This window comes from Variovorax sp. 3319 (assembly GCF_031456585.1).
In the GTDB taxonomy this organism is placed as follows: Bacteria; Pseudomonadota; Gammaproteobacteria; order Burkholderiales; family Burkholderiaceae_C; genus Variovorax; species Variovorax paradoxus_P.
Genome location: NZ_JAVDUZ010000002.1, coordinates 207437 through 229145, shown reverse-complemented (window position 1 = coordinate 229145; position 21709 = coordinate 207437). Strand labels below are relative to the sequence as shown.

At 65.7% G+C, this 21709-nt stretch carries 20 protein-coding genes and 1 riboswitch; of the genes, 3 read left to right on the top strand and 17 right to left on the bottom strand.

The window, feature by feature from the left end; all coding sequences use genetic code 11:
• Positions 1 to 25: 25 nt before the first annotated feature.
• The 3 genes from J2X67_RS05390 to J2X67_RS05380 all read right to left on the bottom strand — a co-directional run bounded on the left by J2X67_RS05390 (position 26) and on the right by J2X67_RS05380 (position 2173).
• Complete coding sequence (locus tag J2X67_RS05390) at positions 26 to 409, bottom strand: cupin domain-containing protein (protein ID WP_309951206.1); 384 nt, start codon at positions 407 to 409, stop codon at positions 26 to 28.
• 7 nt (positions 410 to 416) lie between these two features.
• Entirely contained in the window at positions 417 to 1154 is a 738-nt protein-coding gene (locus J2X67_RS05385) for an IclR family transcriptional regulator (protein WP_309951204.1), read from the bottom strand.
• A 98-nt stretch (positions 1155 to 1252) separates the two neighbouring features.
• Positions 1253 to 2173, bottom strand: coding sequence for a glyoxylate/hydroxypyruvate reductase A (locus J2X67_RS05380; protein WP_309951202.1), 921 nt, complete (start codon positions 2171 to 2173; stop codon positions 1253 to 1255).
• A gap of 135 nt (positions 2174 to 2308) precedes the next feature.
• Between J2X67_RS05380 and J2X67_RS05375 the strand changes: the two genes are divergently transcribed.
• On the top strand, positions 2309 to 2623 hold the full coding sequence (locus J2X67_RS05375; RefSeq protein ID WP_309951201.1) for an EthD family reductase: 315 nt from the start codon (positions 2309 to 2311) through the stop codon (positions 2621 to 2623).
• A gap of 1 nt (position 2624) precedes the next feature.
• Here J2X67_RS05375 and J2X67_RS05370 read toward each other — a convergent pair whose 3' ends face one another.
• From J2X67_RS05370 to J2X67_RS05345, 6 genes are all read right to left on the bottom strand, one after another.
• Positions 2625 to 4628, bottom strand: a complete 2004-nt coding sequence (locus tag J2X67_RS05370; RefSeq protein ID WP_309951199.1) for an acetyl/propionyl/methylcrotonyl-CoA carboxylase subunit alpha — start codon at positions 4626 to 4628, stop codon at positions 2625 to 2627.
• The gene (locus tag J2X67_RS05365; protein WP_309951197.1) at positions 4621 to 5292 is read right to left on the bottom strand and encodes a DUF4126 domain-containing protein; all 672 of its coding nucleotides are present in this window, start codon (positions 5290 to 5292) and stop codon (positions 4621 to 4623) included. The genes J2X67_RS05370 and J2X67_RS05365 overlap by 8 nt, the downstream gene beginning before the upstream one ends.
• A 7-nt stretch (positions 5293 to 5299) precedes the next feature.
• The gene (locus J2X67_RS05360) at positions 5300 to 6091 is read right to left on the bottom strand and encodes an enoyl-CoA hydratase/isomerase family protein (protein WP_309951195.1); all 792 of its coding nucleotides are present in this window, start codon (positions 6089 to 6091) and stop codon (positions 5300 to 5302) included.
• 244 nt (positions 6092 to 6335) lie between these two features.
• Complete coding sequence (locus J2X67_RS05355) at positions 6336 to 7961, bottom strand: carboxyl transferase domain-containing protein (RefSeq protein WP_309951192.1); 1626 nt, start codon at positions 7959 to 7961, stop codon at positions 6336 to 6338.
• A complete protein-coding gene (locus J2X67_RS05350; protein WP_309951189.1) occupies positions 7958 to 9643 on the bottom strand; it encodes an AMP-binding protein in 1686 nt (561 codons plus the stop codon). The genes J2X67_RS05355 and J2X67_RS05350 overlap by 4 nt, the downstream gene beginning before the upstream one ends.
• Positions 9644 to 9704: 61 nt before the next feature.
• Complete coding sequence (locus tag J2X67_RS05345) at positions 9705 to 10877, bottom strand: isovaleryl-CoA dehydrogenase (protein ID WP_309951188.1); 1173 nt, start codon at positions 10875 to 10877, stop codon at positions 9705 to 9707.
• 140 nt (positions 10878 to 11017) lie between these two features.
• Here J2X67_RS05345 and J2X67_RS05340 point away from each other — a divergent pair, with 140 nt between their 5' ends.
• The gene (locus J2X67_RS05340) at positions 11018 to 12046 is read left to right on the top strand and encodes an AraC family transcriptional regulator (protein ID WP_309951186.1); all 1029 of its coding nucleotides are present in this window, start codon (positions 11018 to 11020) and stop codon (positions 12044 to 12046) included.
• 178 nt (positions 12047 to 12224) lie between these two features.
• Here the strand turns inward: J2X67_RS05340 and J2X67_RS05335 are convergent, their stop codons facing one another.
• From J2X67_RS05335 to J2X67_RS05320, 4 genes are all read right to left on the bottom strand, one after another.
• Positions 12225 to 12551, bottom strand: a complete 327-nt coding sequence (locus J2X67_RS05335; protein WP_309951184.1) for a thioredoxin family protein — start codon at positions 12549 to 12551, stop codon at positions 12225 to 12227.
• 94 nt (positions 12552 to 12645) lie between these two features.
• Complete coding sequence (locus J2X67_RS05330; RefSeq protein WP_309951182.1) at positions 12646 to 13338, bottom strand: HAD family phosphatase; 693 nt, start codon at positions 13336 to 13338, stop codon at positions 12646 to 12648.
• A 56-nt stretch (positions 13339 to 13394) separates the two neighbouring features.
• Positions 13395 to 15278, bottom strand: coding sequence for a phosphomethylpyrimidine synthase ThiC (thiC, locus tag J2X67_RS05325; RefSeq protein ID WP_309951180.1), 1884 nt, complete (start codon positions 15276 to 15278; stop codon positions 13395 to 13397).
• A gap of 87 nt (positions 15279 to 15365) precedes the next feature.
• Positions 15366 to 15471: riboswitch (TPP riboswitch) on the bottom strand.
• Positions 15472 to 15497: 26 nt separating this feature from the next.
• A complete protein-coding gene (locus J2X67_RS05320) occupies positions 15498 to 15926 on the bottom strand; it encodes a YchJ family metal-binding protein (protein WP_309951179.1) in 429 nt (142 codons plus the stop codon).
• A 135-nt stretch (positions 15927 to 16061) separates the two neighbouring features.
• Between J2X67_RS05320 and J2X67_RS05315 the strand changes: the two genes are divergently transcribed.
• On the top strand, positions 16062 to 16796 hold the full coding sequence (locus tag J2X67_RS05315) for a helix-turn-helix transcriptional regulator (protein WP_309951178.1): 735 nt from the start codon (positions 16062 to 16064) through the stop codon (positions 16794 to 16796).
• Between the two features lie 14 nt (positions 16797 to 16810).
• Here J2X67_RS05315 and iaaH read toward each other — a convergent pair whose 3' ends face one another.
• From iaaH to J2X67_RS05295, 4 genes are all read right to left on the bottom strand, one after another.
• Complete coding sequence (gene iaaH / locus J2X67_RS05310; RefSeq protein ID WP_309951177.1) at positions 16811 to 18322, bottom strand: indoleacetamide hydrolase; 1512 nt, start codon at positions 18320 to 18322, stop codon at positions 16811 to 16813.
• 88 nt (positions 18323 to 18410) lie between these two features.
• Positions 18411 to 19247 (bottom strand): metallophosphoesterase, encoded by an 837-nt coding sequence (locus J2X67_RS05305; RefSeq protein WP_309951176.1) that lies wholly within the window; start codon positions 19245 to 19247, stop codon positions 18411 to 18413.
• Positions 19244 to 20374 (bottom strand): acyl-CoA dehydrogenase family protein, encoded by a 1131-nt coding sequence (locus J2X67_RS05300; RefSeq protein ID WP_309951175.1) that lies wholly within the window; start codon positions 20372 to 20374, stop codon positions 19244 to 19246. The genes J2X67_RS05305 and J2X67_RS05300 overlap by 4 nt, the downstream gene beginning before the upstream one ends.
• A gap of 33 nt (positions 20375 to 20407) precedes the next feature.
• A complete protein-coding gene (locus J2X67_RS05295; RefSeq protein WP_309951174.1) occupies positions 20408 to 21658 on the bottom strand; it encodes a glutamate carboxypeptidase in 1251 nt (416 codons plus the stop codon).
• Positions 21659 to 21709: the final 51 nt, after the last annotated feature.

The following is a 21709-nucleotide window of genomic DNA, read 5'->3' as shown; positions in this document are numbered from 1 at the left end:
GTCTGTCTCCGGGGGTTGTTGTCGCTCAGGGCCGGATCACGCGCTCCGGCAGTTCCTCGTACGGCGGGCTGTAGATGACCAGCACGCGCACCGGCTCGTCGCTCACCACCGTGAAGGTGTGCATTGCGTCGGCCGGAAAAAAACAGCTGTCGCCCGGATGCAGCTCTTGCCGCTGGCCGCCCACTTCTGCCACGGCCCGGCCTTCGAGCATGTAGCAGACCTGTTCGATGCCGGGGTGGGCATGGGGCAGCGCGCCCTTGCCCTTCTGAATGTGGCCGACCAGCACTTCGAGTTGCTTCGCGCCCACCGTCTCGGGTCCGATGAGCCGCTTGTTGAGCGTGCCGGTGTGGTTGGCCGGGTGGTAGCCGGCAATTTCGCTTTCGCGAATGAAGTAGCGCGGTGAGGTCATTGTTTTTTCAGCCTTTGTGTTCGATGGCCAGGCAGGCCGAGCGCAGCATGGCGGCCACGTCGTCGATGCGGGGCTCCAGCCGGTAGCGCGGGCCCGCCACCGAGATGGCATAGGCCTCGCCGCCGATGCGCAGCGGCCACGCCAGGCCGACCAGGTCGGGAATGCTTTCGCCCAGGTTGCCGTACCAGCCGCGCGCGGGTGAACGCTCTAGCTCCTGCTCGATGGCCTCGGCGGTGGTCAGCGTGGCGTCGGTCAGCGGCACCGGCCGGGTGGCTTCGAGCAGCTTGCGGCGCGCTTCGGGTGCCAGCGTGGAAAGCAGCGCGCGGCCCATCGAGTTGGCGTAGGCCGGACGGGTCTCGCCCGACTCGGCGGAATAGCGAATGCTCTGCGGTGCGCTCAACACCTCGAGGTAGACAACCGTGTTGGGGTCGCGAAACTTGCCGAACAGCACGGTTTCGCGCGCCCCATCGCGCAGTTCTTCGAGCGCGGGCCGCACGCGGTCGAGCACCGGGTCATGCGCCGCGATGATCTGCGCCATGGCCAGCAGCCGGCCGGTCGGGTAGTAGCCCTGGCGTCGCCCGGTTTCATAAACGTAGCCCTGCTCTTCGAGCGTCCGGATGAGGCCCAGGCAACTGGAAACCGGCACATCGAGCAGGCGCGCTATTTCGGACAGCGCCAGCGGCTGCTTCTCGCGGGCGAAAAGCTCGACGATCTCGATCACGCGAAACGCAGTCTTCACAACCATGAAGAAATTTTCGCGTATGTGAAAAACAAAAGCGTCGGGGTTTGCCCTGCCTGCGCCCTCGTTTTTTCGCGGTGTCGGCGGCGCGGCGGCCGCGTTGGTCAGTAGCCGCGAACGGGATCGACCACGCCGCTGACCGGCAGGCCCTGCTCCATTGCGCGGATCTTTCCGGCGATCTGGGCAATGGATTCCTCTCGCAGCGTGCGCGCCGAACCGTGCGGCGTGACCGTGATCTTCGGATGGCGCCAGAAGGCATGGTCGGCGGGCAGTGGCTCGACCTGGAACACATCGAGCGTGGCGCCCGCCAGCTGGCCGGCATCCAGCATCGGGATCAGGTCGTCTTCGACCAGGTGCGCACCGCGCGCAATGCTGATGAGATAACCGCCCGGCCGCAGCTTGCCGAGCGTGTTGCGGTTGAGAATGCCGCGCGTGGCATCCGTGAGCGGCAGCAGGTTGACCAGCACGCGCGTGGACGACAAAAAGTCGTCGAACTGCGCTTCGCCGCTGAACACCTTCACGCCGTCGATGGCCTTGGGCGAACGGCTCCAGCCCAGCACCGGAAACTCGAACTGCGCCACGGCCCTGGCAACCCTTTCGCCCAGCACGCCCAGGCCCATGATGCCGACCGGAAAGTCGCGCCGCAGCCGCGGCTTGCGGTAGCTCCAGCGCCCTTCGCGCGCATCGGCTTCGTAGATGTCGAACTCGCGAAAGTGCCGGATCAGCGTGTGGCACACGTACTCGGCCATCTGCACCGACATGCCGGCATCGTCGAGCCGCACGATGCGCGTGTGCGCCGGCACTTTCAGCTTGAGTAGCGCATCGACGCCCGCGCCTATGTTGAAGAGGCCGCGCAGCTGGGGTTGCTCGTCGAGCAGTTGCTGCGGCGGCGCCCACACCACGGCATGGTCGGCCTGCGCGGCACCCGGCTGCCAGGTCTCGATCTGCGCTTCAGGCAGTTCGGCCTTCAGGCCTTCGATCCACGGTTCGGGGCGGTTGTCGGTGAGAGAGACGATGATTTTCATGACCGAATCTTAGAGGGGCCGGCCCCTTTGCCGCCTGCCGGGGCCACGGCAGCACCGGCTGCTTGTACGCGCGAGGTGCTTCTTCTATGCTGGTGCGCGACCAACGAAGACCTCGAAACACCAGGAGACCTAAACATGATCAAAGTCAGCGTGATGTACCCCTACACCGAGGGCGCACGATTCGACCACGCCTACTACCGCGACAAGCACATGCCGCTTCTCAAGGCCCGCATGGGCGACGCCTGCAAGTCGTACACCATCGACAAGGGACTGGGAGGCGGCGCGCCCGGCACACCACCGACCTATGTCGGCATGTGCCACGTGTTCTGCGAATCTGTCGAAGCTTTTCAGGCGGCCTTTGGCCCGCACTCCAAGGAGATCCTCGGCGACATCAGGAACTACACCGACCTCGCGCCCGTGATGCAGATCAGCGAAGTGGTGGTGGGCTGACTCAGGCTGCTGCAGCAGCCATCCGCAGCAGTTCGTCGCCCTCGGCCACCTGCTCGCCGGGCGAGAACATCAGCTCTTCCACGGTGCCATCGGCCGGCGCGGCGATGGTGTGCTCCATCTTCATGGCCTCCATCACCGCGAGCGGCTGGCCGCGGCTGACCTTGTCGCCGGCCTTGACCGCGAAGGACACGACTTTGCCGGGCATCGGCGCAGTGAGCCGGCCGCCTTCGGCCTGGGTGTCGCCGGCATGGGCCAGCCGGTCGATCGCCGTAATCCTGGTCGCGCCCTTCGACGCGAACACGTGGGCCGTGGCGCCGTCCAGATGCACGTCGAGCGTCTGCCGCGTGCCCGCGAACTCGACCTCGAACTCGCCCGACGGGAACTGGCCCACGACCAGCGGGCCTTGCGCGCCGCCGGCTTCGAGCCACAGGCTGCCGTCGCGCTTGTAGGTCAGCAAGGCGGTCTGTTCGGCCCCGCGAAACTCGAAGTCGAAGTGGCGCCGGTACTCGCCCATCGCGCGCCAGCCGTCGCGACGCTCGAAGGGGTCGGGTGCGCCAACTGGCCGCTCGGTGATCAGCGTGCGGGTAATGGCAGCGGCTGCGGCCAGCGGCAGGCCCAGCGCCTCGCGGTCGAACAGCACGGCGCGTTCGCGCTCGATCAGTGCGGTGTCGAGGTTCGCCTTCGAGAACGAATCGGTCGCAAGAATGCCGCGCAAAAACTGCACGTTGGTCGATACCCCGACGATCTGCACCTGCGCCAATGCCGCATCGAGCCGAGCCAGCGCTTCGGCGCGCGTGCTGCCGTGCACGATGAGCTTGGCAATCATCGAGTCGTAGAAGGGCGATATCTCGCCGCCCTCGCGCACACCGTCGTCGATGCGCACGCGGCTGCGCTGGAAAGCGGTGGCCTGCGGCTTGCGGTAGACCCGCAGCGTGCCGGTGGCGGGCAGAAAGTTGTTGTCGGGGTTCTCGGCGCAAATGCGCGCTTCGATGGCGTGGCCATGAATCTGCAGCTCTTGCTGCTTGGCCGGCAGCGCCTCGCCCGAGGCTACGCGCAGTTGCCACTCCACCAGATCGAGCCCGGTAATGGCTTCGGTCACCGGATGCTCGACTTGCAGGCGCGTGTTCATCTCCATGAAGAAGAAGTTCATCTCGCCGCCGTCCCGTTGCTCGACGATGAACTCGACCGTGCCAGCGCCGACGTAGTCGACGGCACGCGCTGCTGCCACGGCCGCCTCTCCCATCTGCTTGCGCATGGCTTCGGTCATGCCGGGCGCGGGCGCTTCTTCGAGCACCTTCTGGTGCCGGCGCTGCACCGAGCAATCGCGCTCGAACAGGTAGACGTAGTTGCCGTGCGCGTCGCCGAACACCTGGATCTCGATGTGCCGCGGGCGCTGCACGTATTTTTCGATGAGCACCGCGTCGTCGCCGAAGCTGTTGATCGCCTCGCGCTGGCACGAAGCGAGCGCCGCCGCAAAGTCTTCGGCCTTGTCGACCGCGCGCATGCCCTTGCCACCGCCGCCTGCGCTGGCCTTGATGAGCACCGGGTAGCCGATGCGGTCGGCCTCGCGCTGCAGCAGCGCCGGGTCCTGGTCATGGCCGTGATAGCCGGGCACCAGCGGCACACCGGCTTTTTCCATCAGCTGCTTCGACTCGGCCTTCAGCCCCATCGCCTTGATTGCCGAAGGCGGCGGGCCGATGAAAACCAGCCCCGCATCGGCGCAGGCTTGCGCAAACTCTTCGTTCTCGCTCAGGAAGCCGTAGCCCGGGTGCACCGCCTCCGCGCCCGTGGCCTTGGCGGCTTCGAGAATCTTTTCCCAGCGCAGGTAGCTGTCTTTCGGCGCGCTGCCGCCAAGGTGCACCGACTCGTCGCAGGCGCGCACGTGGTTGGCATGCGCGTCGGCATCGGAGTACACGGCCACGGTGCGAATTGCCATGCGGCGGGCAGTCGCTGCCACGCGGCATGCAATTTCGCCGCGATTGGCGATCAGGATTTTTTTAAACATTCGGAGTGTCTCCCGGAGGATTCTTTTTCAGTTGAAACGCAGGCGTGACGCCCGGATCGGGTCGGCCGCTGAAGATGCGGGCCACTCGGCTGAAGAGCGCCTTCAGAAAGCGCCAGCTCTTGCGAATGAGCCATACGCTGAGCACAAGCACCAGCACGAAAAGCACCAAAAAGACCAGCGGATGCGCCACCGCCAGCCATAGGCCGGCCGGCACCATGCTGTCTTCGACGAGCGAGGCGCCCACGTTCGAAAACGGCTCGGGCGACGTGTTGATGGCCGCGCGCGTGGTCGCCTTGGCTGCATGCGCGGTGGCCGCAAAGCTGCCGCCGAGCAGCGCGGCAACAACGGCCATCGCGCCATGGTCCGCGCCGAATACGCTGGCTGCAAGTGCCGCGCCTGCGGGAATGCGGATGGCGGTGTGCACCACGTCCCAGAGCGAATCGAGGCCGGGAATCTTGTCGGCGAAGAACTCGATGAACACCATGAATCCGCTGGCCGCAATGACCACTGGATGCGCGAGCATCTGCAGCCCGCCGGGCAGCGGCACCCAGCCGAAGTAGCCAGCCAGGCCCGTGAGCAGCACGACCAGGTACAGCCGCACGCCGCTGGCCCAGCCGACGGCCGCGGCCAGGGCAAGCAGCTGGGGCATGTCGAGTGCGGTCATGGCCTGCTCAGCGGCCAAGCCAGGACGGCTTGCGTTTTTGCAGGAAGGCCTGCACGCCTTCGCGGCCTTCATCGCTCGCGCGGATGTCGGCAATGCTCTCGACGGTCTTCGCGACCAGTGCATCGTCGATCTCGCGGCCGTCCACGTCGGCGATCAACTGCTTGCAGGCGCGCACCGCGGCGGGGCTGGCGCTGGTGAGCGCCTTTACCAGCTCATCGACCTTGGCGTCGAGGGCGTCAGCGCTCGCTACCACTTCATGCACGAAGCCGATGCGATGCGCCTCGGCGGCGGTGAAGCGCTCGGCCGTGAGAAAGTAGCGCTGCGATGCGCGCGTGCCCATGGCGCGAAGCACGTACGGGCTGATGGTCGCGGGCACAAGGCCGATCTTCACTTCGCTGAGGCAGTACCACGCGGTGTCTACGCTCACTGCCATGTCGCAAGCAGCCACCAGGCCCATGCCACCGGCGTATACGTCGCCCTGCACCCGTGCGATGGTGGGTTTGGGGCATTCGGCAATGGTGCGCAGCATGGTGGCCAGCTTGCCCGCGTCGGTGATGTTCTCGTCGCGGGTGTAGTCGGCCATGCGGCGCATCCAGTTGAGATTCGCACCGGCGCAGAAAGCAGGGCCGTTGGCGCCGAGCACGATGGCCTTGACCTGCGGCTGGGCGCCGGCGTCGGCGAAGGCCTGGGTGAGCTCGGCGATGACTATGTCGTCGAACGCATTGCGTGCGTCAGGCTGGTCCAGCCAGATGCGCGCTACTGTGTCCTGGACTTCCAGTTTCAGTTTGGTGAAGGTCATTTATGTGATCCGTGGCGTAGTGCGCATTTTTTCCAGGGCGTGTGCACAGGGCACGCCGCTGGTGTTCCGCTGTTCAATGACCGCTCTGTGCAACGCTCCCGTCGATGGGGTGCCTTGCACAGCGAAATAAAGGAGGAGGCCGAAGGCCGGGGGACATTCGCGGAGAAAGGTACCCCGTCGGCGGGTGCGCCCCCTGAAGCACGGTGACCGCATCGACTTGAATTGCGCAAAAACGGCGCCATGGCTACATCCGGAAAATGCCGAACTTCGGCTCCGGAATCGGAGCGTTGCGTGCAGCAGCAAGACCGAGCGCCAGCACCCGCCGCGTATCCGCCGGATCGATGATTCCGTCGTCCCACAGCCGAGCCGTTGCGTAATACGGATGCCCCTGGTCTTCGTACTGCTGGCGAATCGGCGCCTTGAAGGCTTCTTCCTCCTCCTTGCTCCAGCTGCCGCCCTTCAACTCGATGCCGTCGCGCTTCACCGTGGCCAGCACGCTCGCGGCCTGTTCGCCGCCCATTACGCTGATGCGTGCGTTGGGCCACATCCAGAGAAAGCGTGGGCTGTAGGCGCGGCCGCACATGCCGTAGTTGCCGGCGCCAAAGCTGCCGCCGATGATGATGGTGAACTTGGGCACGTTGGCCGTGGCCACCGCCGTCACCATCTTGGCGCCATGGCGCGCAATGCCTTCGTTCTCGTACTTGCGCCCCACCATGAAGCCCGTGATGTTCTGCAAGAACACCAGCGGAATCTTGCGCTGGCAGCACAGCTCGATGAAGTGAGCGCCCTTTTGCGCCGACTCGCTGAACAGGATGCCGTTGTTGGCGACGATGCCCACGGGCATGCCCTCGATCTCTGCAAAGCCGCAGACCAGCGTTGCGCCGAAGCGGGCCTTGAACTCGTGGAACTCGCTGCCGTCCACGATGCGCGCGATGATCTCGCGCACATCGAAGGGCTTGCGCGTGTCGGTCGGAATCACGCCGTAGAGCTCTTCACGCGGGAATGCGGGTTCACGCACGGCGGCTTTCTCGGCGCCTTCAGTCGCAGTCTTCGCGTTGAGGTTGGCCACCGCGGAGCGCGCGAGCGCCAGCGCGTGCAGGTCGTTTTGCGCCAGGTGATCGACCACGCCCGAGAGCCGCGTGTGCACATCGCCGCCGCCAAGATCTTCAGCAGTGACCACTTCACCCGTGGCCGCCTTCACGAGCGGCGGGCCGCCCAGGAAAATGGTGCCCTGGTTCTTCACGATGATCGACTCGTCGCTCATCGCCGGCACGTAGGCGCCGCCCGCGGTGCACGAGCCCATCACCACCGCAATCTGCGGAATGCCCTGGGCACTCATGTTGGCCTGGTTGTAGAAGATGCGGCCGAAGTGGTCGCGGTCGGGAAACACCTCGTCCTGGTTCGGCAGGTTGGCACCGCCCGAGTCGACCAGGTAGATGCAGGGCAAGCGGTTCTGCTCGGCAATTTCCTGTGCGCGCAGGTGCTTCTTCACCGTCATCGGGTAGTAGGTGCCGCCCTTCACCGTGGCGTCGTTGCACACGATCATGCAGTCGACGCCGTTCACGCGGCCAATGCCCGCGATCAGGCCGGCGCCGGGTGCCGATTCAGCCCCCTTGGCGTCGAGGTACATCGCGTGCGCGGCGAGCGGCGCAATTTCAAGGAAGGGCGTGCCCGGGTCGAGCAGCTCGGCCACGCGGTCGCGCGGCAGCAGCTTGCCGCGGGCGGTGTGCTTGGCACGCGCGGCCTCGCCGCCGCCCTGCTCCACCTTTGCGAACTGCTTGTGCAGGTCGTCGACCAGCGCGCGCATGGCCGCGGCGTTGGCCTGGAAGTCGGCGGAACGCGCATTCAATTTTGTTTCGAGTTTGCTCATGCTGTCTTTTCTTGTTCGAGGCCCAGTTGTTCGGCCATCGCTTCGCGGATCTTGAATTTCTGGATCTTGCCGGTCACCGTCATCGGAAATTCGGTGACGAACTGGATGTACCTGGGCACCTTGTAGTGCGCGATCTGGCCCTTGCAGAACTCGCGTATCTCCGTGTCGGTGGCGCTCTGGCCGGGCTTGACGATGATCCAGGCGCAGAGCTCTTCGCCGTACTTCTTGTCGGGCAAGCCGACCACCTGCACGTCCTGCACCTTCGGGTGGCGGTACAGAAACTCCTCGATCTCGCGCGGATAGATGTTCTCGCCGCCGCGGATCACCAGGTCCTTGATGCGGCCGACGATGTTCACGTAGCCCTCGGCATCCATGGTGGCCAGGTCGCCGGTGTGCATCCAGTGCTCGGCGTCGATGGCCTCGCGCGTCTTCGGCTCGTCTTCCCAGTAGCCGTGCATCACAGAGTAGCCGCGCGTGCAAAGCTCGCCCGACTGGCCGGTCGGCACGATGGCGCCGGTCTCGGGGTCGACGATCTTCACTTCGAGATGCGGCTGCACCGTGCCCACAGTCGACACGCGCTTGTCCAGCGGCGTGTCGGTGCTGCTCTGGCAGCTCACCGGGCTGGTCTCGGTCATGCCGTAGGCAATGGTGATTTCGCTCAGGTGCATTTCGTTCACCACACGCTTCATCACCTCGATGGGGCACGGCGAGCCGGCCATGATGCCGGTGCGCAGCGTGGAAAGATCGAACTCCCTGAAGCGCGGGTGGTCGAGCTCGGCAATGAACATGGTGGGCACACCGTGCAGGCCCGTGCACTTTTCGGCTTGCACGGTCTCGAGCACCGTGAGCGGATCGAAACCGTCGTTCGGGTAAACGATGGCCGAGCCATGCGTAAGGCAGGCCAGGTTGCCCAGCACCATGCCAAAGCAGTGATAGAGCGGCACCGGAATGCACAGCCTGTCAGCGGGCGAGAGCTTCATGCACTCGCCGATGAAAAAGCCGTTGTTCAGGATGTTGCGGTGCGTGAGCGTTGCGCCTTTGGGAAAGCCCGTGGTGCCACTGGTGAACTGGATGTTGATCGGGTCGGCGGCTTTCAGCGTCTTCTGCACCTGCGCCACGCGGGGGTCGGCTGCATTGCCGCTCGCCAGCAGCTGGCTGAAGCGCTGCATTCCCGGTTCTTCTTTCGCGTCCGCAGCAGCCTTTCCGTCGATCCAGAAGATGTGCTGCAGCTGCGGCAGGCGCTTGGTGCCCAGTTCGCGCAGCATGCCGAGGTAGTCGCTGGTCTTGAACCGCGCCATCGTTACCAGCACCTTGCAGCCGACCTTGTTGAGCGCGTACTCGAGCTCTGAAGTGCGATAGGCCGGGTTGATGTTGACAAGGACGAGGCCGGCCTTGGCGGTCGCGATCTGCATCAGCACCCAGGGCGCGTTGTTGTGCGACCAGATGCCGACTCGATCGCCCGCAACGAGGCCAAGGTTCAGCAGCGCACTTGCGAGCTTGTTCGATTCGGCCTGCAGCTCGCGGTAGGTGAAGCGCACGCCTTCGTGGCGGCTGATGAGGGCTTCGCGGTCGGGCTGCTTTCCGACCATGTCGTCGAAGAAGTCGCCGATGGTTTGTTCGATGAGGGGGACGTCGGTGGCGCCCTTGCCGTAGCTCTCGGTCAACGCAGCAGTCATGCTCATGTCCTTCCTTGTCTCCGTCTGGTCTTGCTCCTTCCCCCTCTGGGGGAAGGAAAAAGGCAGTTCAGGCCGTTTCCGCAAACAGCTCACGCCCGATCAACATCCTTCGAATTTCGCTCGTACCCGCACCAATCTCATACAGCTTGGCATCGCGCCACAGCCGCTCGACCGGAAACTCCTTGGTGTAGCCCACGCCGCCCAGCGCCTGGATGGCCTCGCCGGCCATCCACGTCGCCTTCTCGGCCGAATAGAGAATGGCGCCGGCCGCGTCCTTGCGGAAGGTGCGCGCATGGTCGTTGCGGTCGCAGGCCTTGCCCACGGCGTACACATAGGCGCGCGTGGCCTGCCAGGTCGAGTACATGTCCGCGAGCTTGCCCTGCATGAGCTGGAACTCGCCGATGCTCTGGCCGAACTGCTTGCGCTCGTGGACGAAGGGCAGCACTGCGTCCATGCACGCAGCCATGATGCCCAGCGGGCCGCCCGAGAGCACGGCGCGCTCGTAGTCGAGGCCGCTCATCAGCACCTTGGCGCCCATGCCTTCGCCGCCGAGCACGTTCTCTTCCGGCACTTCGCAGTTGTCGAAGAAAAGCGGGTAGGTGTTGGAGCCGCGCATGCCGAGCTTGTCGAGCTTGCTGCCGGCCGAAAAGCCCTTGAAGCTCTTCTCGACGATGAAGGCCGTCATGCCGCGTGCGCCCATTTCGGGTTCGGTCTTGGCGTAGATCACCAGCGTGTCGGCGTCGCCGCCGTTGGTGATCCACATCTTGCCGCCATTGAGCACGTAGTAGCCGTTCTTCTTCTCGGCCTTGAGCTTCATGCTCACCACATCGGAGCCGGCATTGGGCTCGCTCATGGCCAGCGCGCCCACATGCTCGCCGCTCACGAGCTTGGGCAGGTATTTTTTCTTTTGTGCTTCGCTGCCGTTGCGGTGGATCTGGTTCACGCACAGGTTCGAGTGCGCGCCGTAAGAGAGGCCCACCGAGGCCGAGGCCCGCGAGACCTCTTCCATGGCCACGATGTGCGCCAGGTAGCCCAGTTCGGTGCCGCCAAATTCTTCTTTCACCGTCATGCCGTGCAGGCCGAGTTCGCCGAGCTTTTGCCAGAGGTCGTGCGGAAACAGGTTGTCGCGGTCGATGTCCGCGGCGCGCGGCGCGATTTCGTTCGCGGCAAAGTCCTGGATGGCGCTACGCAGCGAATCGATGGTGTCGCCCAGGTCGAAGTTCAGGCCGGGATCGTGCATGTGTGTTGTCTCCTCTGAGGGGTCGGCGCGCAGAGCTACCCACGCGGATTTGGCGCTTGGAAGAACGCAGCTTACGCCTCGCTGCGCCGCAATTGGCGCCACAATGGTTGCAAATTGCGCCACGCCTTTCCCGCCCGACCATGACCTCGCCCGCTTTTCTCAAACCCGCCCGAGCCATCACCCCCATGGCCTTTGTGAGAGCTATCGTGAAGGGTTACGAGCGTTACGGCGTCGACCCTGCCGAGGCACTCAAGGCGGCACAGATTACGCCGCCCGAGCTGGCCCGGCCGGGTGCGCGGGTAACGGCGGCGCAGTTCGAGGCGTTGTCCGACCACGCCATGCAGGAACTGGACGACGAAGCATTGGGCTGGTTCTCGCGGCGCCTGCCCTGGGGCAGCTACGGCATGCTGTGCCGCGCATCGCTGAGTTCGCCCGACCTGGGCGTGGCCATCAAGCGCTGGTGCCGGCACCACCGGTTGCTTACCGAAGACATCGGCCTCGCGCTAGAAGTGGCGGGCGGAGTGGCCACGCTGCGCATTACCGAAAACCGTCCGCTGGGCGAGGCCTTTCGCGAGTTTTGCCTGGTAACCAGCCTGCGCTTCATGCACGGCTACATGTGCTGGGCCATCGACTCGCGCATTTCTCTGCGGAGCGCCACCTTTCCGTTCGCAGAGCCGCCGCACCGCGATGCATACGCCCCAATGTTCACGCCCGAGGTGCGCTTCGACGCGCCGCAAGCCACCATCAGCTTCGACGAGCGCTATCTCGCCCTGCCCCTGCAGCGCGACGAACGCGCACTGCGCGCCATGCTCAAGCGCGCGCTGCCGCTCACCATCCTGCAGTACCGCCGCGACCGCTTGCTCGGTCAGAGGGTTCGAGAGTTGCTGCGCTCCCGCGCCGGCGAGGCCACCACGGCGGAAGCGCTGGCTACGCTGCTCAATGTGTCGGGCCGCACGCTGCACCGGCAACTTCACGAAGAAGGCACGTCGCTGCAGGTGCTGAAAAATGAAGTGCGCCACGAGATGGCAGTGGAGCAGTTGCGCCGAACCAATCGGCCGATCAAGCAAGTCGCGCTGGCGGTGGGGTTTCGCAACGAGAAGAGTTTTTCGCGTGCGTTCCTGCAGTGGACCGGACACGCGCCGCGTGACTTTCGGGCACGGGGGTTGTAGGTTTTTTCAGGCGCTGGTGTTCCGCTGTTCAATGACCGCTCTGCGCAACGCTCCCGTCGATGGGGTGCCTTGCGCAGCGAAATAAAGGAGGAGGCCGCAGGCCGGGGGACATTCGCGGAGCAAGGTACCCCGTCGGCGGGTGCGCCGCCCCGAAAGAAGCAGCGCTAAAACCGAGCAATCACCCCGGCTGGGCAATCAAAGCCAGCGCATCCGAAATCGACTGGCTGTCCTCCGGACGCACCAGCTTCGCGACTTCCTTGCCGTCTCGCATGAACACGAGCGTAGGCCACAGGCGCACGTTGAACGAGCGCCCCAGTGGGCGGCCGCTGCCGTCTTCGACCTTGATGCGAGGAATGTCCGGATACCTGGAAAAAGCCTCCGCGATATTGGGCTGCGCGGCCTTGCAGATGCCGCACCAGTTGGTGCCAAACTCGACCACCGCGGGGCCTTTCAGGGCGTCGATTTCAGCGCGGGCCGGTTGCTCGGTCTTGTATTCGGAAGTCATGACGATCTGGCTCCTTTCTTGGGTTGCTTGGCCCATTGCACCAAAATTTTGCGGGCTTGTTCGCGGCAGGGGCTTGGTTTGTCGGGGCCCGTTTTCAGGCGGGCTGCATGCCATGCGAGGCGAGCAGCGCGGGCAGTTCCCGCATGTCGCTGAACACCTGCAGCGCGCCCACGCTGCGCAGCGCCTCGGGCCCGCTGTGGCCTGACTCGCCGGTGCTGTAGCCGAACACCGTGGCGCCCGCGGCCACGCCGGCCATCGCGCCCGTTACGGTGTCCTCGACCACGGCGCAGCGCTTCGGATCGACGCCCAGAGCCTCGGCGGCGGCAAGGTACACATCGGGGTGCGGCTTGGAGCGCGGCATCTCGTGGCCGCTGAAGATTCGGCCCTGGAAGCAATCGAGCAGGCCCACCTTGGCCAGTTGCAGTTCTACCTTGTGGCGGTCGGCCCCCGAGGCGCAGGCGATGCGGCCCTTGAGCGTTGCATGAATTTCGCGGATGGCCGCGGGCGCATGGGGAATGGCTGCCAGGTCGCGTTCGAGTGCTTCGTTGCGGCGAGCCCTGAAAGCCCTGAGCCACTCCTCGGTAATCCGGACGCCGGTCTTGGATTCGATGAGGTCTGTCTCGTCCTTCACGGCCTTGCCGGTGAAGGTGTTCATCGACTCTTCGGTGGTGAGATGCCAACCGAGCTCGCCGAGCATTTCGGCGAGCACGCGGTTGGTGATGGGTTCGGAGTCGACGAGCACGCCGTCGCAGTCGAAGAGGACTGCGGCGAAGGGAAATGGGGTCATTGCGCTGAAGGGGTTTCGGGGAGAGCCCCCATGGTAGCAACGACCCCGGGGCGCGCTCAGGCTACTGGGCGTATGGGGATGTAGATTTCTCCACCGCCCGCCATGAACTCCTTGGACTTTTCCTCCATGCCCTCGGCCATGGCCTCAGCCTCGGCCACGCCCTTCCTGGCGGCGTACTCGCGCACTTCCTGCGTGATCTTCATCGAGCAGAACTTGGGGCCGCACATCGAACAGAAATGCGCCACCTTGCTCGAATCCTTGGGCAGCGTCTCGTCGTGGAACTCGCGTGCCGTATCGGGATCGAGCCCCAGGTTGAACTGGTCTTGCCAGCGGAACTCGAAGCGCGCCTTGCTCAGCGCATCGTCTCGCGAACGCGCTCCCGGGTGCCCCTTGGCCACATCGGCAGCATGCGCGGCGATCTTGTACGCAATGATTCCCTGCTTCACGTCGTCGCGATCGGGCAGACCCAGGTGCTCCTTCGGCGTCACGTAGCAGAGCATCGCAGTGCCGGCCCAGCCGATCATCGCGGCACCGATGGCGCTCGCAATGTGGTCGTACCCGGGCGCAATGTCGATGGTCAGCGGACCGAGCGTGTAGAACGGCGCCTCGTGGCAGTGCTTGAGCTGCTCGTCCATGTTCGACTGGATCATGTGCATCGGCACATGGCCCGGCCCTTCGATCATGGTCTGCACGTCGTGCTTCCAGGCAATTTGCGTGAGCTCGCCCAGCGTGCGCAGCTCGGCAAACTGAGCCTCGTCGTTCGCGTCGGCACCCGAGCCCGGGCGCAAGCCGTCGCCTAGAGAAAAACTCACGTCGTACGCCTTCATGATGTCGCAGATGTCTTCGAAGTGCTCGTAGAGAAAGCTCTCCTTGTGGTGGGCAATGCACCACTTGGCCATGATCGAGCCGCCGCGCGAGACGATGCCCGTCATTCGATTGGCGGTCAGGTGAATGAACGGCAACCGCAGCCCTGCATGAATGGTGAAGTAGTCCACGCCCTGCTCCGCCTGCTCGATCAGCGTGTCGCGGTAGATCTCCCAGGTGAGGTCTTCGGCCACCCCGCCCACTTTTTCGAGCGCCTGGTAGATCGGCACCGTGCCGATGGGCACCGGCGAGTTGCGCACGATCCAGTCGCGCGTGGTGTGGATGTTCTTGCCGGTCGAAAGATCCATCACGTTGTCGGCGCCCCAGCGAATCGCCCACACCAGCTTTTCGACTTCTTCCTCGATGCTCGAAGTGACGGCCGAGTTGCCGATGTTGGCGTTGATCTTCACCTTGAAGTTGCGGCCGATGGCCATCGGCTCGACTTCAGGGTGGTTGATGTTGGCGGGGATGATGGCGCGGCCGCGTGCGACTTCATCGCGCACGAACTCGGGCGTGATGATGCGCGGAATGCTCGCGCCCATCGGGTTGCCGGCCACGCGTTTTGCGCGCTCTTCGTTGGCCAGGTACTCGGCCATCCACTCGCGCTTGCCGTTCTCGCGCAGTGCCACGTACTCCATCTCGGGGGTAATGATGCCGCGGCGGGCATAGTGCATCTGCGTGACGTTGGCGCCCGGCTTGGCGCGGCGCGGTGTGCGCTGCAGCGCTGAAGCGCCGGCGCGCAGTTCGGCCAGGCGCTGGGCATCGCGGTCTTCGTTCTTGGCGCCGTCGTCCAGCGCGTGGTGGGTGCGGCCTTCGTAGCTTTCGGTGTCGTTGCGCTCAAGCACCCACGCACCGCGCACGTCGGGCAGGCCGCGGCGCACGTCGATCTCGACCTTGGCATCGGTGTAGGGGCCCGAGGTGTCGTAGAGCGACACGGTCTCGCCGTTGGTCAGCAGCACGTCGCGCACCGGCACGTTCAGGTCGGGCCGGCTGCCCGGAATCAGGCATTTGTGCGAAGCGGGAAAGGGCTCGCGCGTGAGCGAGAGCAGGGAGGTGAACTTGTCGGGGGCATTCATGCGGGGCACTCCTTGTTGAGGGAAAGGGTGCTCCGCAATCGCTCGGTGGACTTTGGACCGCCACGGTGGGTGGGTGGCGGGACCGGAGTCAGGGAGTGCAGCTCTTCTTACGCCGGTATGACCCGGATCAAGTTCGCGGGTCGGCAGCTTTGCCATCTCAGCACGCCACATGCGTGCACCCCGGAGCGAGGCCGATTGTGCGAGCCTCGGCCCGCCGCGTCAACCAGGAGTCTGCAGGTCGCCTTCGAGGTAGAACCAGCGATCGCCTTCCCGCACGAAGCGGCTGCGCTCGTGCAGCCGCGTGGCGGTGCCGGTGCTGCTGCGCTGCCGCGCGACGAATTCGACCTCTGCGTGGTCGGCGTCGAGCACCGAGCGCGAGCGGATGTCGAGCCCCAGCCATTTCACGCCGGGCTCGAACTCGATCGAAGCCGGCCGCTTCGACGCGTGCCAGGTGGCCAGCAGGTAGGGCTCTCGCTCCAGCACGAAGGCGGTATAGCGCGAGCGCATCAGCGATTCGGCATCCGGCGCGGGCGTGCCCTCGAAGTCTTCGAGGTAGCGGCCGCAGCACAGGGCATAGCCGATGGGCTTGTCTCGACGGTCCGTGCGGCCGCAGGGGCAGGGTCCGGTGGTGGGATCAGTGGCGCTCATGAAGGCCTCTATTGGAACACCTTGCGGCCCTCGCGCCGATGGGGCAAGCCCGGGGCCGCCTGCGGAGATCCACTCTTGGCGCAGTGCTTGCTAGACGCTAGCCTTGTTTCTGCACACCAAAAGAGCGAGGCGGCGATGTACCTGACAGGCTCCGAACAGCAGGCGCTGCGCGGCGTTTTCACGCTGCTGGCGGAAGACCGGGGCGAAGGCGACATTCGCGAGCGCCTGGGCGGGGCGCTGCTCGACCTGCTGCATGCCGACCAGTTCGCATCCTTCGTCTGGAATGCCGAGACCGGTCAGTTCGACGGCCGCGTGGCCTTGAACATGGACCCTGCCAACCTCGACCGCTATGGCGAATGGCACCAGCACCACGACCCGATCACCTTCGTGCTGCAGTCGCATCGCCGCGCCACGCGCGTGACCGACGTGATGCCGCAGCGCGAACTCATGCGCACGGCGTTCTTCACCGACTTTCTTTCGCGCGACGGACTGCACTGGGGCATGAACCTGCATGCCTTCGAAGGCAACAGGGCCCTGGGCGACCTGCGCATATGGCGGCGCAAGGGCCGCGGCGATTTCGGCGACCATGAGAAGGCGCTGCTCGACCTGATCGAGCCGGCTTTCATCGGTGCGCTGCAGCGTGCGCAGCGCACGGCGGCTGCCGCGCATATGCCCGCCGAAGCCCCGTGGAGTGCCCTGAGCGCGCGAGAGCAGGAGGTTGCGGGGGCTGTCTTCGAAGGCCTGACCGACAAAGAGATCGCGCGCCGCATGGCGGTGGGCGTGCCCACGGTGCGCACCTACCTGCGGCGCATCTTCGACAAGCTCGGCATCGAACGGCGTTCGGCGCTGGCCGGCCTGGCTCGGCGCTGACACGGCCGGAGGCGCTACTTGCCCTTCGGAGCCGGCAGGCGGCCCAGTACGTTTTCTACTGCGAGGCCCACGGCGAGCAGCTTGCGATCGCTGCCGGCGGGCCCGTCCAGCTCCAACCCGATGGGCAGGCCGCTGCTCGGGCCAAGACCCGACGGCAGCTGCACGCCCGGAATACCGGCGTTGCTGCCGGGATCGGTGTTCTGGATGAGCGCGCTGAAGGTCTCGGGGCTGCTGGCTTCGGGTGCCGCCGGCGGAGCCACGCGCGGCACGGTCGGAAACACCAGCGCGTCGAGCCGGTGCCGAGCGAAGGTGTCGCGGTAGAGCTTCTGCAACGCGGGCCGGGCGACGTGCATTGCGTTGTCATACGCCGGCTTGGCATCGACCATGCCGTTGGGCGCCGGCAGCTTGCGTGGAATCACGAAGGCTTCGAAGGTGGCCTTGACGTCCGGACTTGCGACGCCGGCTGTCAGCTGCGCGATGTCGATGCCGGTGCGGTACTTTGCGAGGTAGGCCACCATGTCGTCGTGCGCCTCGTAAAGCGCAACCGGAAAGCCGATGGCACTGTTGAGTTCCATGAGCTTCGGCATTTCCACGTCCACCAGGGTGACGCCTGCCGCGCGCAGCTTGCCGAGCGCGGCGTCGGTTGCGGCCCGCGTGTCGGCGTCGAGGTTGGCGTAGAAAGCCGGCACCACGCCGAGGCGCACGTGCTTCAGGTCGGCCGGCTTCAGCGGCGCGCCGCCCGCAATCACTCGGTCGAGCAGCGCAACGTCCGCCATCAACTGCGCCATCGGCCCCGCGGTGTCGCGGGTGTGCGAGATCGGCGCGATACCGCGTTGCGAGTAGCGCCCCATGCTCGGACGAAGCGACGCGCAGCCGTTGAACGCGCACGGAATGCGCACCGAGCCGCCCGTGTCGGTGCCCAGTGCCGCCGGCGCCATGCGCGCCCCCAGCGCCGCGCCGTTGCCCGACGACGAACCGCCCGCCACGCGGCTTGCGTCGTAGGCGTTGCGCACGCCCACCTCGGTGCCGGTCTGGAACGCCGGGTTGTAGCCCGTCACGCCGAAGGCCAGTTCGTGCATGTTCGTCTTGCCGAGAATGACGGCGCCGGCCGCGCGCAGCTTCGCTACCACCGGCGCATCGGCTGCGGGCACAAATCCCTTGAGCGCCGGCGAGCCGGCCGTGGCGGGCAGGCCCTGCACCTGGATGTTGTCCTTGATGACCACCGGCAGCCCGGCCAGCGGCTTGCAAGCGCCGCCGCGCTCGCGGGCGGCATCGGCCGCGCGCGCCGCCTTCAGCGCGCCGGCCTCGTCGAGCGTGATGAAGGCATTGAGGCTTGCCTTTTCCTTGGCCTGCGCAACGTAGGCCGTTACGAGTTGCTCGCTGGTGAGAGTGCCGGCGCAGAGCTGCTGCACGGCATCGCTCGCAGTCAGCGTGCCGAGGTCAGCGGCGGCGGACTGCGCCTGCGCGGATGCACCGAGGCACAGGAGGGCCGCGGCGAACGAGATGGGCCTGAAGAAAATGGACATGGCAAGAACCTTCGACGAAGAGGCCGCCATGCTGCGCCAAGGGCGCCGTTCTGTCTGTCATCAAAACCGATGACACCGCATCCAGGCCCTACTGGAACATCACCCACTCGGGCCGCATGTTGAAGCGCACCGGGAGAATGCTCACGCCCAGCCCACTGGTTACGTACATGCGCTTGCCCTTGTGCGCGACCCAGCCATAGGCCCACTCGCGCGGCGCCCGCCCCGGCACAACCAGCGCGCCGTAGCCCGGCACGCTGATCTGCCCGCCGTGCGTGTGCGCGGCCACCACCAGCCCACGGGTGGGCGGCATGGTCGCAAAGCTGAAGGGGTCGTGCATCATGACCAGCGTGGCGGCGCCCTTCGGCACGCCGGCCAATGCCTTGTCCGGTTGCGAGTGGCCGGTTGAGTCGTCGCCGATGCCGACCACCCAGATGTCATGGCCGGGCAGGCGAACCGAGGCGTTCTCCAGAACGCGGATGCCCGCCGCAGACAAGGCGCGCGCCGTACGTTCGCCGTCGTGCCACCAGTCGTGATTGCCGAGCACCGCGTACACGCCCTGCGGCGCTTTCAGGCGTCCGAGCACGGCAGCCATCTCCTCGATGGACAGTTCTTCGTCGCCGCCCGAGCCCGCAAGAAAGTCGCCGGGCAGCAGGATCACGTCGGGCTGCGCGGCGTTGATCTGGTCGACGATGCGCGCGGCGCGCTCCACGCTGGTAATGCGCCATGCCGAGCGCGTGGTGAGATGCCAATCGCCCGCCACGGCCACCTTGATCCCGGCGGGCGGCTGCCATTGCGCCGAACTCAGCGGCTCGGCGCGTGCCGCGACCCAGCGTGGCTCGATGGCAACTGTCCAGGCGGCCAGCGCCAGCAGGGCCGCTGCCGCGATCCGGAGCACCGGCAGCCGGCGGCGCGTAACGGCACTCACGCCAGCGCGCGTTGGATCAGCAGCTTCTGGATGTCGGACGTGCCTTCGTAGATCTGGCACACCCGCACGTCGCGATAAATACGCTCGAGCGGAAAGTCGTTCACGTAGCCGTAGCCGCCCAGCGTCTGGATGGCGGCGCTGCACACGCGCTCGGCCATTTCGCTGGCAAACAGCTTGGCCATGGCGGCTTCCTTCAGGCAGGGGCGGCCGGCGTCGCGCAGGCTGGCGGCGTGCCAGATGAGCTGGCGCGCGGCTTCGAGCTGCGTGGCGCATTCGGCCAGGCGAAAGCCCACGGCCTGCTGGTCGAAGATCGAACCGCCAAAGGCCTGGCGCTCTTTCGCATAGGCCAGCGCCACGTCGAACGCGCTGCGCGCCATGCCCACGCTCTGCGCCGCAATGCCGATGCGCCCGCCCTCGAGCGCTCCCAGCGCGATCTTGTAGCCCTCGCCCTCGGCGCCGATGAGGTTTTCCGCCGGAATGCGGCAGCCGTCGAAATTGATCTGCGCGGTGTCGCTGCTGTGCTGGCCGAGCTTGTCTTCGAGACGCGCAACGCTATAGCCGGGCGCATCGGTGGGCACGATGAACGCGCTCATGCCGCGCTTGCCGGCGCTCTTGTCGGTTACCGCAATGACGATGGCGACCTGGCCGTTCTTGCCGCTGGTGATGAACTGCTTCACGCCGTCGATCACGTAGCCGTCTCCGTCTTTTCGCGCCGTGGTGCGCAAGCTGGAGGCATCGCTGCCGGCCTGCGGCTCTGTCAGGCAGAAGGCGCCAAGCATGCGGCCTTGCGCCAGAGGCTCGAGCCACTGCTTTTTCTGCTGCGCATTGCCGTAGCGCATGAGAATGGCGTTGACCGGGCAGTTGGTCACGCTGATGGCCGTGCTGGTACCGCCATCGCCGGCCGCAATTTCTTCGAGCACCAGCGCAAGCGTGAGGTAGTCGAGCCCCGCGCCGCCATGCTCTTCCGGCACGCAGATGCCGTAGGCGCCAAGCGCCGCAAGGCCTTGGTGCGCTTCCTTCGGAAAGCTGTGCTCGCGGTCCCACTTCGGAGCGTTGGGCCAGAGTTCGGCTTGCGAAAAATCGCGCACCGCGTCGCGGATGGCTTCCTGGTCGGCACTGAGCAGCATGGCGTGTCTCCTGTCTTTTTTGTTCTTGCGTGCTTACTTGCCGGCGCCCAAGTCCATGATGAGCCGCGCCGCCATGTACAGGCGCCGCGGAATCGCGCTGATGTCGACGTATTCGGCCTTGTCGCTGTGATAGCCGAAGCCCGGCAGGCCCAGGCTTTCGATCACCGGCTTGCCGGAGAGCGCCGCGTAGGCCGCGTCGGTGCCGCCGCCGGTGCGTTCTTCAACGCCCAGCGTGCCGCCGGCTTCCTTGTAGAAAGCCACGGCCTTTTCGACCAGCTTCTTGCCGCCCTCGCCCGCGTTGAATGCCGGGCGGCCGCGCGTGACCAGCACCTTGACGTCGGATTCGGGCAGCTTCTTTTGCTGGGCCTTTTCTTCCAGCGTCTTCATTGCGGCTTCGAAATCTTCGTTCTGCGCATAGCGCACGTCGGCGTTGAGCGTGGCGCTGGCGGGGATGATGTTCGACACGTTGCCGGCCTTGGCAATGGTCCAGTTGAAGCGCAGGTGCTTGGCCTTGTCGTCGAGGCTCATGGTGCGCAGCACCAGGTCCGACGCTTCCACGAGCGCGTTCACGCCCAGGTCGGGCGCAGCGCCGGCATGCGAGGCCTTGCCGGTGATGTTGACCTGTACGTAGGCAATGCCCGAAGTGCCGAGCGAAAGTTTTTCGTCGCCGGCGGCCGTGGGCTCGAAGGAAAGCACGTAGTCGGCCTGCTTGGCTTCTTCCTGGATCAGGTCGCGCGAGCCGAAGGAACCCTTTTCCTCGTCGGTGTTGAAGAGCACGGTGATGGTGCCGTAGTCGCGCACGCCGTAGTCCTTGAGCAGCTTCAGCGTGTGCAGGATGACGGCGTTGCCACCCTTGTCATCGGCAATGCCGGGGCCGTAGGCCTTGGTGCCTTCGACGCGGAACGGCGCCTTCGCGAGCGTGCCCTTGAGGTATACGGTGTCCATGTGCGACATCAACAGCAGGTTCTTGCCGCCGCGGCCCTTGAGCTTGCCGACGATGTTGTCACCCACCACGATGCCGGCCGACTTGCTGCGCGTCACGGTGAAGCCGAGGTTCTTGAGCTCGCCTTCCAGGTAGTTGCCGGCGGCCGCAATGCCTTCGGCATCGCCCGTGCCGGTTTCGATGTTCACGAGCTGCTCCAGCGTCTTGAGCACGGCGGGCTGCGCATCGGTAGCGGCCTGGAACAGCACGTTGTCGCGTTTTTGCGCCCAGGCGGCGGCAGGCGCAAGAAAGGCGCCGGCGAGCAAGGCCGCCATGACGGTATGTTGGGTGAATGGGCGCATGAAGAACCTCCTGGCGTCTGCGATATTTTTTGAAGAAGAACCACAAAGCGC